9 protein-coding genes and 1 pseudogene are annotated in these 13,360 nt (G+C 71.2%); 4 read left to right on the top strand and 6 right to left on the bottom strand.

Annotated elements, in window-relative coordinates:
* Positions 1-122 precede the first annotated feature (122 nt).
* The 3 genes and pseudogenes from ACWD3C_RS07520 (at position 123) to ACWD3C_RS07510 (ending at position 2,651) form a co-directional block, all read left to right on the top strand.
* Positions 123-898: pseudogene (locus tag ACWD3C_RS07520) on the top strand (alanine:cation symporter family protein).
* Positions 899-1,065: 167 nt separating this feature from the next.
* Positions 1,066-1,776: a GntR family transcriptional regulator gene (locus ACWD3C_RS07515; protein ID WP_451141090.1), complete on the top strand. Its 711-nt coding sequence runs from the start codon at positions 1,066-1,068 to the stop codon at positions 1,774-1,776.
* A gap of 95 nt (positions 1,777-1,871) precedes the next feature.
* Positions 1,872-2,651: an SDR family NAD(P)-dependent oxidoreductase gene (locus tag ACWD3C_RS07510; protein WP_451141088.1), complete on the top strand. Its 780-nt coding sequence runs from the start codon at positions 1,872-1,874 to the stop codon at positions 2,649-2,651.
* Positions 2,652-2,687: 36 nt separating this feature from the next.
* Here ACWD3C_RS07510 and ACWD3C_RS07505 read toward each other — a convergent pair whose 3' ends face one another.
* From ACWD3C_RS07505 to ACWD3C_RS07485, 5 genes are all read right to left on the bottom strand, one after another.
* Positions 2,688-4,424, bottom strand: a complete 1,737-nt coding sequence (locus tag ACWD3C_RS07505) for a glycoside hydrolase family 43 protein (protein ID WP_451141086.1) — start codon at positions 4,422-4,424, stop codon at positions 2,688-2,690.
* Positions 4,425-4,612: 188 nt separating this feature from the next.
* On the bottom strand, positions 4,613-5,326 hold the full coding sequence (locus ACWD3C_RS07500) for a TetR/AcrR family transcriptional regulator (protein ID WP_451141084.1): 714 nt from the start codon (positions 5,324-5,326) through the stop codon (positions 4,613-4,615).
* A 122-nt stretch (positions 5,327-5,448) separates the two neighbouring features.
* Positions 5,449-6,120 (bottom strand): hypothetical protein, encoded by a 672-nt coding sequence (locus tag ACWD3C_RS07495; RefSeq protein WP_451141082.1) that lies wholly within the window; start codon positions 6,118-6,120, stop codon positions 5,449-5,451.
* On the bottom strand, positions 6,117-7,622 hold the full coding sequence (locus ACWD3C_RS07490; protein ID WP_451141104.1) for an ATP-binding protein: 1,506 nt from the start codon (positions 7,620-7,622) through the stop codon (positions 6,117-6,119). The genes ACWD3C_RS07495 and ACWD3C_RS07490 overlap by 4 nt, the downstream gene beginning before the upstream one ends.
* 149 nt (positions 7,623-7,771) lie before the next feature.
* On the bottom strand, positions 7,772-8,476 hold the full coding sequence (locus ACWD3C_RS07485) for a response regulator (RefSeq protein WP_451141080.1): 705 nt from the start codon (positions 8,474-8,476) through the stop codon (positions 7,772-7,774).
* Between the two features lie 127 nt (positions 8,477-8,603).
* Here ACWD3C_RS07485 and ACWD3C_RS07480 point away from each other — a divergent pair, with 127 nt between their 5' ends.
* Positions 8,604-9,527: a DUF3152 domain-containing protein gene (locus tag ACWD3C_RS07480; protein WP_451141078.1), complete on the top strand. Its 924-nt coding sequence runs from the start codon at positions 8,604-8,606 to the stop codon at positions 9,525-9,527.
* Between the two features lie 113 nt (positions 9,528-9,640).
* On the opposite strand, the gene ACWD3C_RS07475 is transcribed toward ACWD3C_RS07480, so the two are convergent.
* Complete coding sequence (locus tag ACWD3C_RS07475; protein WP_451141076.1) at positions 9,641-13,072, bottom strand: S8 family serine peptidase; 3,432 nt, start codon at positions 13,070-13,072, stop codon at positions 9,641-9,643.
* Positions 13,073-13,360 lie beyond the last annotated feature (288 nt).

Below are 13,360 nucleotides of genomic sequence, written 5' to 3'. Positions count from 1 at the left end.
CCACGGATTCCCGACCGAACCCCGTGCCGCGTAGCGGCACAGCAGCAAGTCGAGAAGGCCAGAATCCTCGGGCTTCAGCCCGAGGTGCAAGTCAAGTGCTGCTCGCCGTCGTCGTCCTGACCATGAACGCCGGGGAGATCCCCGAGGTCGTGCGGATGGTCATGTCCTCGGCGTTCGGAACCGACGCCGTCTTCGGCGGCATGATCGGCGCCGCGGTGTCCGGCGCTCCCTCTACTCGAACGTCGCCGGTGTCGGCGAAGGCGGCTTCGCCGGTGCGGCGGCCTCGGTCTGCCACCCGGTCAAGCAGGGACTGGTCCAGTCGTTCTCCGTGTACGTCGACACCCTGCTGGTCTGTACGGCGACCGGTGTCATGATCCTGTCGACCGGCGCGTACAACATCCTGCCCGAGGGGCGAGAAGACGTACTCGTCGAGAACCTTCCGGGGGTGGAGGCGGGGGCGGCGTTCACGCAGACCGCCATCGACACAGGCGTCCCGGGAACGGACTTCGGCTCCGGGTTCGTGGCCGTCGCGATCTTCTTCTTCGCCTTCACCTCGCTCCTGTCGTACTTCTACTACGGCGTGACGAACATCGTGTACCTGACCGGCAGTTCCCGCGGTGTCCCGGCCCGCATCGTGCAGGCCGTGGTCCTGCTGTCGGCCTACCTCGGCACAGTACGCACCACCGAACTGGTCTGGCAGATGGGCGACATCGGGTACGGGCTCATCGCCTGGTTCAACATGATCGCCATCGCCTTGCTCCTGCCGATAGGCCTTCGAGCCCGGCGGGACTACGAGCGCCAGATGAAGGAGGGCCTCGACCCGGTCTTCGACCCCGAGAAGGCCGGCATCAAGGGAGCCTCTTTCTGGGAGTCCCAGGAGGCCCTCGTCCGGCAGTAGCGACGGACGGACGTGACGGCTCGCCGGTTCATCCGGCGGGCCGTCACGGCTTGTCGGGTGGGGTGACTCCATCGACGCGATCCGGTGCGGCACCGCGCGGCGTGCGGTGCCGCCCGGCCGCTTCCGCCGCTCCCCTAGAATGCGGTCTGACAATCTGCGGAGGATTCATGAGCGAGAACGCCGCCCAGGCCGCCGGTCCGAGGCCGGTCACCACTCAGACGCGCCGGGACGCGGTGGCGGACGAGCTCCGCCGGGCGATCATGGCCGGCGAGCTGAAGGCCGGTCAGCCGCTGCGGGAGGTCCACATCGCTCAGCAGCTGGGCGTCAGCCGCCCGACCCTGCGCGAAGCCGTCTACCAGCTGATCCACGAAGGGCTCCTGGAGCAGCAGCCCTACCGCGGAGTCGTCGTCACATCGATCGACGAGAAGTTCATCACCGACATCGCGGACGTCCGCGTCGCCCTGGAGTCGCTCGCCGCGCGGGCACTGGCCGACGACCCCGACGGCACCCGGCGGGCCAAGCTGAAGGCCGCCTGGCAGGAGTACCGCGACGCACACGGCGCGCAGGACGCCGCACGTCTCCACCAGGCCCACGTCGCCCTGCACCGCACCATCTGGGAAGCCTCCGACAACACCATGCTGAAGCGGATCTGGCCGACCGTGGAAGCGCAGATCAACGTCGCCATCACGGTCGACGAGAGCACCCGGTCCGACCCCGACCGGGCCCTGCACGTCCACGAACGGCTGATCGACGCCATCCTCGGCGGCGACCCCCAGACCATCGAGGCCGAGGTGGAACGCCACACGCGGGCGAGCGCCGAGGAACTGGTCGAGATGATCGCGGAGCGACAGCGGGCTGGGGAAGACGCCGAGTCCTGACGGCGGGGCAGGCCAGTGCCCTTCGCCGCACGGCCGGGACGTCTCCCCGCACCCGCACCACTGTCCCCGTGGAGCGCGCCGTCTAGGGTGCGAACATGATCTCGCACAGCTACCTCTCCCAACTGTTCTCGCTGGACGGCCGGGTCGCCGTGGTGACGGGCGGCAGTTCCGGCATCGGCCGGGCCATCGCCGGGGCTCTCGCGCGAGCGGGGGCGAGCGTGGTGATCGTGGCGCGCAGGGAGTCGGAACTGACCGCCACGGTCGACGAATTGGCGGCGGACGGCTGCCGGGCGGCCTGGGTGAGCGCCGACCTCAGCACCCGCGACGGGGTGCGCGCGGCGGCGGAGCAGGCGGCCGAGGCGTTCGGCGAGCCCGACATTCTCGTCAACAGCGCCGGGATCAACATACGGCCGCCCATGGGCGAGTTGGGCGAGGAGGTGTGGGACACCACGATGGCGGTGAACCTGGACGCGCCCTATCTGCTGGGCCAGCGGTTCGGGCCCGGCATGGCAGAGCGGGGCTTCGGGCGGATCATCCACATCACCTCCCAGCAGGCGCACCGGGCGTTCGTCCAGAGCGGCGCCTACGGGGTCTCCAAGGGGGCACTGGAGTCGCTGGCCCGCTCCCAGGCCGAGGCGTGGTCGCCCCACGGCGTCACCTGCAACACGCTGGTGCCCGGCTTCGTCATGACCCCGCTCAACGCGCGGCTGTCGTCCGACCCGGAGAAGGTGGCGGCGCTGGCCGCGCGCACACTGGTCGGGCGCAACGGCCTGGCCGAGGACTTCGCCGGGGCGGCGGTGTTCCTGGCCGGCTCCGCCTCCGGCTACGTCACCGGGCAGGCGATCTTCGTCGACGGCGGGTTCTCGGTTCACTGAGCCCAACGGGGCGTGAAGGCGGCACCGGTCGGGCCGTCACGAAGCGTGGAGGGCACCCGGCGGCATCCCAGCGCCGCTGCCGCTGCCGCTGCCGCTGCCGCTGCCGCTGCCTCTGCCGGAGCCTGAGGCCGGTCCGGTGACCGCCCGGTAGGCCGCCTCGTCGAAGTCGGCGGGCAGGCCACCCCCGCTCAGGTCCCAGGCCCACAGACCGACGAAGGCGCCGGTGAACCCCAGGGAGCGGATCCGGCCGTCCTCGATGTGCTCGGCGTGCTCGTCGGACAGCACGGTGGCGTCGTACGGAGTGCCGACGGGCCGCCAACCGCGCCCCGTGTCACAGCGGAAGCGCAACGTGGCCCCGTCGATGTCGAGGCCGAGCCGAAGCCGCGTCGTATCTCCGAGGTGTACCTGGCCGGCCTCGTCGACGCCGATCACGCCCCGGTCGCAGCTCGCCGAGCGCAGCACCGGGCGCCCGTCGTCGTCCGCGGTGACGTACAGGTAGTACCAGTTGTGGGTGTTGTAGTACGCCGTGATCCCGGCCAGGTGCTGGAAGGAGCGCGGCCGGAACTCCACCGTCGCTTCGAACGCGCAGCGGGACGCCGTCATCCTGCGGGCCACCAGGCTGGGCCCGATCAGGTTCTGCGGGGACCGGCCGCCGCGCAGGCGCAGGTGGGACGGGCGTTCGGTGAGGGAGAGCCAGTCGGGCGCCGGGAGCCGGCGCAGTGTCGACCAGTCGGGGCCAAGGACCGGCCGGTCGAACCCGTCGGCCCGGTCGGAACCGGCCGAGCACGGAAGGCCGTTCGCCGGGAGCGCGTCCTCGCCCTCGGCGGCCGGGCCGGGGGCGGCTACCTCCAGGGCGGGCAGGCCGGTCGAGGTGCGCGGCCATCCGTCATCCGTCCACGTGACCGGCGCGAGGGCCGTCTCCCGGCCCAGTACGCAGGGTCCTCGCCGCCCGTGCGGCCGGGCGACGAGGTAGGCCACGTACCACTGCCCGTCGCCGGTCTCCACCAGGCTGCCGTGCCCCGCCTTCTGCAACGGCAGGTCCGGGTGGTCGCGGGCCGTGAGCAGCGGGCCGCGCGGGTCACGCTCGTACGGGCCGGTCAGGGTGCGGGAGCGGGCGACCGTGATCTGGTGCTCGTAGCCGGTGCCGCCGTCCGCGGTGAGCAGGTAGTACCAGGGGCCGCGACGGTAGAGGTTGGGCCCTTCGATCCAGCCGGCCTGCGGCGGCAGGGTGATGGGGCGCGGCTCGCCCGTCAGCCGACGCGCCGTGCGGTCGTAGGGCGTCGCTTCCAGGCCCGCCGATCCGCCGTGTCCCGGCCGCCAGTCGTGAACCATGTTCAGCAGCCAGGTGTCGGCGCCGTCGTGGAAGAGAGAGGCGTCGAAACCGCGTGCGTGCAGCAGCACCGGGTCGGACCACGGACCTTCGATCGACGGAGCGGTGACCAGGTAGTTGGGGCAGTCCGTGAAACCGCCCACGTAGGTCGACACGTTGCTGTACACGAGGTGGAACAGGCCGTCCGCGTAACTGAGGTTGGGCGCCCACACCCCGCCGGAGTCCGGACACCCGGTCAGGTCCAGCAGCCGCGCATCGGCGAGCGCCCCGCCGAGCGGCCGCCAGTGCACCAGGTCCGTCGAGTGGTGCAGACGCACACCCGGGTACCACTCGAACGTCGAGGTCGCCAGGTAGAAGTCCGACCCCACGCGCAGGATCGACGGATCCGGGTGCGAGCCCGCCAGAACCGGATTACGGATCACCCGCGTGCTCTGTTCCCGCATCTGCCTCTTCCTCCGCCCTGTGTACGCCGCCGCCGAGGCGCGCACTAAATGATCACAGCGGACCGTACTGTCGAACGTGTTCGCAGGCAACGGGCACGGCCGGCCGACAGGGCAGGGCGTCACGGGGTTCGCCGGCACAGGTACGGCGGTGGTCGCGCGTCGGCCCGGCCGGCGCCCGGCGTGGAACGTCAGGTGCGCGGGCTGGGCCAGGCCCCGTCAGGAGGGGCAGGGCAGTGGTTACTGCGGCTTCCCCCGGCCGAGGACCGGGCGGGATCGGCTGCGTGGATGAGTTGCCGGAGTGCGCCGAAGTAGATCTCGTGGTCGACCGCGGCGGACAGGATCGTGGCCATGTGGCTGGTCAGTGTCGGGAACTCCTCGGGGTCGAGGGCGGCCAGGGCGCGCCGGGTGGCGGTCAGGGCCGCCTTCGGGTCGCGGTGGTCGACGAAGCTGGCGCTGCCCAGGGTGAGCAGGTACATCCGCCGGTAGGCGGTGATCGCGTCGAGTGGTGTCAGGCCGGCCGCCAGGGAGTCGGCGAGCTGTGGTTCCACCAGGCGCTTCAACAGTTGCGGGCCGAGCCACGGCCGGGGACCGCGCAGAGCGACCAGCCCGGGATGCGCCGTCAGCAGTTCGTACAGCGCGACGAACCGGGTCTCGGTGGCCGTGGCCCAGTCGGTGCCGGGAGGGACCTCGGGCAGGCGGGCGGCGAGATGGTCGGTCACCAGGTCCTGCAGCCCGGCCAGGTCGGTGCAGCGGCGCTGGAGGGAGGCGACCGAGATGTCCAGCGCGACGGCGAGGCTGCGGAAGCTGAGCGCCCCGGGGCCCTGCTGGTCCACGATCGACAGGGCGGTCTCCGCGATGCGTTCGGGAGTCGCACGGTCCAGGGAAGCGGATTGCCTAGGCATGCGAGCCATTGTGCGGTACGTCGTACCGATCAGGGATTGACGGCGGAGGCTGAGCTGTCGCCTCGGCCAAGGTCGGCGGGACGCCCCGGGCCGGGCGTGGGAGGCCAGGCCGGCCGTGGTGGTCAGCGAAAGAGTGGCTCCTCGGGCACTGGTACGGGCGGCTGCTCGGGCAGCGTTGCGGGCGGAGATTCGGTGTTCGGGCGGACAGGGGTCGCGTGGGTGGGGCAGGCGGTGCTCGATCCCTCCGCGCTCCAGCGGCCGGTGTCGGTACGGCCCGTCACGGTCACCTTCGCCGAATCGATGTCCTGGCTGGTGATGAGGTGAGCAATGGCGGCCGTGCAGATCAGCTGGTCGGTCGCGGTGCGGGAAAGGGGGCTTCTGAGGTTCTGGGGCATCTCGATCGACACCGTGTCGCCTTCCGTCCGTACTTTCATCGCGAGGGACGTCTGCGTCGGAGCGGGGGCCGCATCCGGATCCGGCGGGAGTAGTTCCACCGGAAACCCCGGCAGTTCGGTGGTCAGGCCGTCGACCAGTTCCAGGTCGGTCGGGCCGTCGAGCAGCATCGCCACGGCCTTCTCGGCATCGACCGGGTCGGTGGACGTGCGGGGGACGGCGACCAGGGAGGTGCCGTCGCCGACGAAGTAGAGCAACGTGGTCGGCGTGACACCGGTGGCGGCCTGTCCCGCTTCCACCACGCCGGTCGTGGCGATGCCGCAGGCGGACAGCGTGAACAGCGCCGCCGAGAGGAGCGAGCAGCGCAGGAGCGGCGCGGCGGCACGGCGAGCGGGTGTCATCGGGGGCCTCCCGTGGGCCGGTCGTCGTGGCGTCGCAGCGGAAGGTCCACGGTGAAGACGGCACCGCCTCCGGCGTGGTTCGCCGCACGGATGGTGCCGCCGTGCACGCGTACGTTCTCAGCGGTGATCGCGAGTCCGAGCCCGCTGCCCTCGGTGCGGGTCCTGGCCGTGTCCGACTTGTAGAAGCGCTCGAAGACATGGGGGAGGACGCTGTCGGGGATGCCGGGACCGCTGTCCCACACCTCGATGACCGCCCGCGTCTCCTGCCCGGCCCGCTGCCCGGCCGCCTGCCCGGCCGACTGCCCCGTCCCCTGCCCGGTCCCCGGTCCGTGTCCGTATCCGTATCCGTACAGACGCAGCTCCACAGGGCGTGCGCCGTGCCGCAGTGCGTTGCCGACCAGGTTCGCGACGATCACGTCGAGGCGGCGCGGATCGACCCGGCCGCGCAGTGCGCCGGGTTCGGGCAGCCGGGTCGCCACCTGCTCCGACCAGGCGCGGGAGGCGAGTGTGCGGCGTACGGACTCGGCGAGGTCGATCTCGTCGAGGTGCAGGACGGCCGCGCCCGCGTCGAAGCGGGAGATCTCCATCAGGTCGTCCACCAGGCGAGCCAGCTTCACGGTCTCCTCGCTGATCAGCCGTACGGCCGTGCCGGTGTCCGGGTCCAGCCGGGCCGCCTCCTCGTCGAGTACGTCGGTGACAGCCGACATGGCGGCCAGCGGGGTACGGAGTTCGTGCGAGACGTCGGCGGCGAAGCGGCGGGCGCGTGCCTCCATCTCGCGCAGCTCGGCCACCGACGTCTCCAGGGCGGCGGCGGTCTCGTTGAAGGTGCGCGACAGATCGGCCAGTTCGTCGGAGCCGTTGACGGCGAGCCGGGTGTCGAGGCGGCCCTCCGCGATGCTGCGGGTGGCGTGCCGCAGTGCGCGTACCGGCCGCAGCACTCCACGGGCGGCCAGCAGGGCGAGCAGGACGGCGAGGCCGAGGGCGGGTACGGTGGCCCGCTCGACGGCGCTGACCAGGGCGTCGACGTACGCCTGCTCGCTCGTCTGAGGCACCGTCAGGAAGACCTGGACGCCGGATGCGCGGGGGCTCCGTTCCGGCGAGAGCTTGAAGGCGACCGCCATACCGACGACGAGCGAGGCACGGTCGCCGTCGCGCACCCGCTGGAAGACGGTGACGGGGTTGGAGCGCACGGCCTCGCGCAGGGCGGGCGTCAGCTCCTCGAACGGGTCGCCGGGGACAGAGGTGGCGCTCAGGTCGCGGTAGGTGACGAGTACGCGCCAGGTCCGGGACTGCTCGGCGTCCGCGATGTCGGTCGCGAAGCGCTGTAGATCGGACTCGGCCGGGGGGAAGGCGAGGCCGACAGCGATCCCGTCGACCTGGCCGCGCAGCTGCTTGATCACGGTGTCCTGGCTCTGCTGGAGGATGCCGTTGCGGGCCTCACGGAAGGTCAGGGCGCCGGTGACGGTGGCGGTGAGGACGGCGACGAGGCCGAAGGCGATGATCAGACGGGCGCGGAGGCCGCGCAGCTGAGGAGTCTTGAACCTCTCCTTGACCGGGGCCTTCGGCGGAGCGGGAACCTTCGCCGGAGCGGGAGCTTTCACCCGAGCGGGAGCTTTCACCCGAGCGGGAGTATTCACCGGAGCGGGGACCTTCACCGGGACGCGAACCGATAACCGAAGCCGCGTACGGTCTGGACGTAACGAGGCCGGCCCGCCGGTTCCCCCATCTTCGAGCGCAGCCGTTTGACGCAGGCGTCCACGAGGCGCGCGTCGGCGTGATAGCTGTGCTCCCAGACCGTCTCCAGGAGCTGCTGACGGCTGAACACCTGGCCGGGCGAGGCGGACAGGGTCAGCAGCAGCCGCAGTTCGGACGGGGCGAGGGCGACCGGCACGCCCTGCCGGGCGACGGACAGCCCGGCCCGGTCGATGGACAGATCCCCGTGGGTCTCGATCTTCGGTATGCCGTCGGCGGCCGGGTCGGCGGTCGCGCCGCCGGCCGCGCGGCGCAGGACGGCGCGGATACGCGCCTGAAGCACCCGCGCCTGGACGGGTTTGACGACATAGTCGTCGGCTCCCACCTCCAGCCCGATAACGATGTCCACGTCATCCCCCCGTGCCGTCACGATGATGATCGGCATCGTCTGGTCGACGGAGCGGATCGCGCGGCACACGTCCAGGCCGGTCATCCCGGGCAGCATCAGATCGAGTACGACGACATCCGGCCGGAACGACCGCAGCTGGGCCATCCCGTCCTCCCCGCTCTCGGCGGCCGCGACTTCGTGGCCCTGGCGGCGCAGCGCGAGCCCGACTCCCTCTCGGACCGCGCGGTCGTCTTCGATCAGCAGAACACGTGGCATGGGCTCAGTATTCGCACAGGATCGGGCGGGCCAGGGGGTTGTTACAGGATGATCATACGGGTGTCGTTATCGTTTCGTGATCGGGCGGGCCAGGTACGCGCACATCGCCCACCCACTGTGAAGAAGCATGACCACGCACAAGGCAACCCGCTCCCGCTCCAGCGCCCGCTCCCGTCGTCGCAGGCCAGGCCATGCACGCGCCTCCGAGCGCGGTGGCAGGAAGGGGTCCTGGCCGGTCGGCCTGGCCGCGGCGGCCGCGCTGGTGCTCGCCGGTTCGGCGGTCACGGCGTGGACGTCGTCCTCGTCCACGACGGCAGGGGCCGCCGCCGGAGACAGCTCCGACGGCACCGCCGGCCCGGGCACCGCCGGCCCGTCTCCCACTCCTTCTCCTTCTCCTTCTCCTTCCCGAAGCCCTTCCCAGGAGCCGCCGAGCCGCGGCGCGAAGCGGACCCCCTCTGCCCCCGCCACCTCGTCGGCGCCCTCCATCCCCGCCTCCGGCCCCGGAACGTTCACCGCCGCCCCGGGCGGGAGCGCGACCGCGGGACAGGGCAACACCCTGCGCTACCGGGTCGACGTCGAGGACGGCCTCTCCCTCTCCGCCGCCGAGGTCGCCACCGAGGTCGAGCGCATACTCGCCGATCCCCGTGGCTGGACGGCGGACGGCAAGTCCGCCTTCCAACGCGTCTCCAGCGGCCCGACCGACTTCGCCGTACGCGTCGCCACTCCTGGAACCGTGGACGAGATCTGCGGACAGTACGGCCTGGACACCGGCGGTGAGGTCAACTGCAACGTGGGCAAGGACGTCATGGTCAACCTCAAGCGCTGGCTCCTGGCAACTCCCGTCTACGCGAAGGACGTCACCGCCTACCGCGCGCTGATCATCAACCACGAGGTCGGCCACTTCCTCGGCCACGGCCACGTCGGCTGCCCCGGCGAGGGCGAGCCGGCCCCGGCGATGATGCAGCAGATCAAGGGCATGAACGGCTGCGTCCCCAACGTCTGGCCGTACGACGCCGACGGCAAGTTCATCACTGGCCCCGCCGTCTCCTGACCTGTTGTGGCAACTGGTACGCAGGGCATACGCGACGACGGCGTGTCCAGGACCCGTGGGCCCTCGGACACGCCGTCGCCGTCGGGCCCTCCGGCCCCCGCTCGGCCCTCGGCCTACCGCACCGTGAGGTAGGCGCGGTCGACCGTCTGGACCAGGGTGTTCCCGTCACGGTCGGTCAGCTTGGCGCGCAGTGAGACGGTTCCGGGCTGCTCGGGGTGGTCCAGCGACAGGTGGGTACCGTCGACGGCCTCGGCCGTGGTCCAGGTCCTGCCCTCGTCGTAGGACACCTCGAAGGCCAGGTCCTCGGCCGTACGCGCGGTGGCCGCGCCCTCCACGGTGAAGGGCACCTCGAACCTCTCGCCGGCCTTCGCCGTGCTGGTCAGCGACAGCTCGGGGGCGAAGCGGACCACGGACAGCGGCAGCCGGGTCCAGCTGTCCTCGGACACGTTCGCCGACCGGAACGTCCACTGCGCCCGCACGCGGGTGCTGACCCGGTACACCTCGGGGTCCCGGGAGGCGTCGACGCTCAGTTCGTACCGGCTGTCCTCGCCGGGGACGGTGTACTCGGCGATGTCCAGCACATCGCCCTCGGTGGAGATCTCCTCACTGCCGACGCGGAGCGAACTCTCCAGCTTCGCCAGGCCGGTGCTGCTCTCATGTCCGTCGCTGTCGCCGAACAAGGGCAGGTGCGCCTTGATCGTGTTCCCGCTCCGCGCGATCCCGGGGTGCCCCCACCGCGGTTCCCCCTCGGTCGGGGGCAGGATCGGACCGAAGACACCGACGTTGAACCGCGCGGAGTAGCTCTTCTTCGGCCTGTACGCCGTGAACTCTCCCATCTGCGAGTTCTCCGAATCAAACTGGTGTACGTCATATCTCCACTTGACGCCGTTGCCGAGGACGTATTCGGTGGTCCGCAGCGGCAGTTGGAGCTCGGTGGGGGTGCTGAAGTCGGCCCCGAACTCGCCGATGGACGTCAGGGGCGTCGCGATGACCCGCGTGGTCGGGTCCGGGCCGGGCCTGCCGACCGCGAAGTCGATCTCGGCCAGCTGCTTGCGCCGGACATCGGCGGTGAAGCCGCCGAGCGAACCCGTACGGTTCCACGCGAGGCGGTAGTTCACGGTGCGCCCGTCGGCCGACTGACCTGTCCAGAAACCGCTGTACTGGGCGTATGCCGCGTCCTTCGGCGCCTTGGGGCCGATGTGTCCGACCTTGAAGCTCTGGAAATCGGGGAAGGCGAAGACGACCGGCGGGAAGCCGAAGGGCTGCCCGTCGGAGCTGGTGTAGCCCGCGATGAGCTGGGCGTGGTGGTTCTCGGCTCCCGCGTCGGGGACGGTGACGCGCGCGGCCTTGGCCTTACGGGCGTCCATGACGACCGTGGTGTCCTTGTCCAGCCGCAGGGCCGGAGCCAGGAAGAGGGAGTCGGTCGCGGCGGACTCGCCGTCGGCGCCGAGGATCCCGGTGAGCGCGTAACTGCCCTTGGGCAGACGCACCGTGACCTCGCCGTCCGTCGGGTCGGCGAAGTCCCCCGAGTAGTCGCGGTCCCGGCCCTCGATCGTCGTCCAGCCCCTGCCGGTCGGCCGGCCGTCGTCGTCCAGGTGCTTGATGGTCAGGTCGTACGACTCGACCTCGCGCTCCACGCCGAAGGCCGTGCGCACCGAGGTCCCGCCGTCGGCCGAGGCCGCGGTCACCGAGCCGCCGTACGAGCCGTGGGCCTCGCCGCCGACGCGAGTGTCGGCGGTCACCGTGGTGCTCGCCGTACCGCCCGCCGGAACGGTGAGCTGCCGCGACGGCATCTCGAACATGCCCTCCGGCGCGGGTTTGCCGTCCACCCCGAGCGCGTCGACGGCCAGGTCCAGGACGACCGGCTCGGCGCCGAGATTGCGGTACGTGATCTCCTTCGTCACCGGCTCGTCGTCGTTGTGCGGCCACTTCGGGCGGCCGAAGCTGAGTGGCCCCTGCTCGGCGACGACGGTCTGCTCGATCGCCCGGGCCACATCGGTGCTGCCGGTGCCCTGCTGGTACGCGCTGTACGGGCCGGGCTTCGTGGAAGCGGTCAGCGCCGCCTTGATCCGCTCGCCGGTCCAGTCCGGGTGCCGCTGCGCCAGGATGGCGGCGGCGCCCGCGACATGCGGAGTGGCCATCGACGTGCCGCTCAGCGTGGCGTAACCGGGCGTCCCCGAGGGGAACCACTCCTCGATGTCGCTGTCGGTGGAGGCGGCGGCCGTGATGTCGACGCCCGGCGCGGTCAGGTCCGGCTTGACCCCGCCGTCGCCGACGCGCGGGCCGCGGCTGGAGGAGTCGGCGAGCCGGTCGGCCTTGTCCACCGAGCCGACCGTCAGCGCGGACTCGGCGCTGCCGGGCGATCCGACGGTGCTCTCGCCCTGCTCGCCCGAGTTGCCCGCGGCGATGACGAACAGCGTGTCCGTCTCGGCGGAGAGACGGTTGACCGTCTCCTCCAGCGGGTCGATGCCCGGGGTGTCGGTGCCGCCCAGACTCAGGTTGACGACCTGGGCGCCCTCGGCCACCGCCCACTCCATGCCCGCGATGATGTCGGAGTCCCAGCCGCTGCCGAAGTCGTCCAGGACCTTGCCGTCCAGGATGCGCGCGCCCGGCGCGACACCCCTGTACCTGCCCTCCGTCTTGGCGCCCGTACCGGCCACCGTCGAGGCCACATGGGTGCCGTGGCCCTGCCGGTCGACGCTGTCCTCGGAGCCGGAGAAGTTCCGCTCGGCGATCTCCTGGCCCGCCAGGTCGGGGTGCGTCTGGTCGACGCCGGTGTCCAGCACGGCGACCTTGACGCCCGTACCGTCGAACCCCGCGTCCCAGGCCGCCGGCGCGCCCGTCCTGGCCACGCTCGTGTCCAGGGCGGCCTGGCGCTTGCCGTCCAGCCAGACCTTCTTCACCTTCCTCACCGCCGGTGAGCCGGACAGCCGCGCGGTGCCCTGTCCACCGTCGGCGCCGTCGGTGAAGGTCTCCCAGAACGCCGAGTGGCCACGCTTGTCGGCCCGCAGCGCCACGCCGTCGATGGTGGTCAGCCTCTGGTTCACCCGGGCCCGCGCGTCACGGAAGGCGTTCGCGGTGGGTGTCTGGTCCCCGGCGTAGGTGACGATCAGCGGCAGATCGGACCGGCTCGTGTCGTCGTACCCGTACGCGATCAGCTGCGTCACGTCGAACAGCCGCCGGTCCAGCTTGCCCTGGACCACCGGCAGCGCCGCGTCGCCCGGTATGACGAAGGTGTGCCCGTCGACCTCCCGCACCGAGAACGACGCGCCCTCGCGCCCCTCGGCCCGCTCGATTCCGACGACGGAGCCGTCCGTGGCGACCGACACCTTGTCGCCGGTGATCAGCGTCACCGTCTTCGCGGCCTTCGCAGCCGTCTGCGCGCTCTTCGACTCCGCGGCGGACAGGGCGACGGCCTGGCCCGCCCCCGGCATCCCGGTCGCGGTCAGTACGGCGGCCATGGCGAGGGCGCCCAGCGGGGCGGCGGCAGGTATTCGTCTGCTTCGTCCGCTTCGCCTGCCGGAATCCAAGGAACTTTCGGGCATGCTCATGTCATAGGACCTCTCGACTCGGTGACTCGAGTAGTGAAAAAGGGTGGAGGATCAAGGGGACGCAGGGCCCGGGCGGGACGCCGAAGGCCCCGCGCGGTGAGCGATCATGGTCATCGAAGCTATGTACGCGGTGTGATCGGACCGGGCCCGGACGATAACGGAACCGCAACAGCCGACGTCTCTGGGTAAAATTGCCGCAGAGGTGCGAAGTGTCCGCTTGAGGTGCGTTGCACCACTACATCTCCGCTTGTTCGGCAGGGTTTCCTGTCCCAGGGGTATCGC

The sequence above is a fragment of the Streptomyces sp. NPDC002845 genome, from assembly GCF_053591955.1.
The sequence above is the reverse complement of the archived record's forward strand: the minus strand, read 5'-3'. Positions and strand labels throughout refer to the sequence as shown.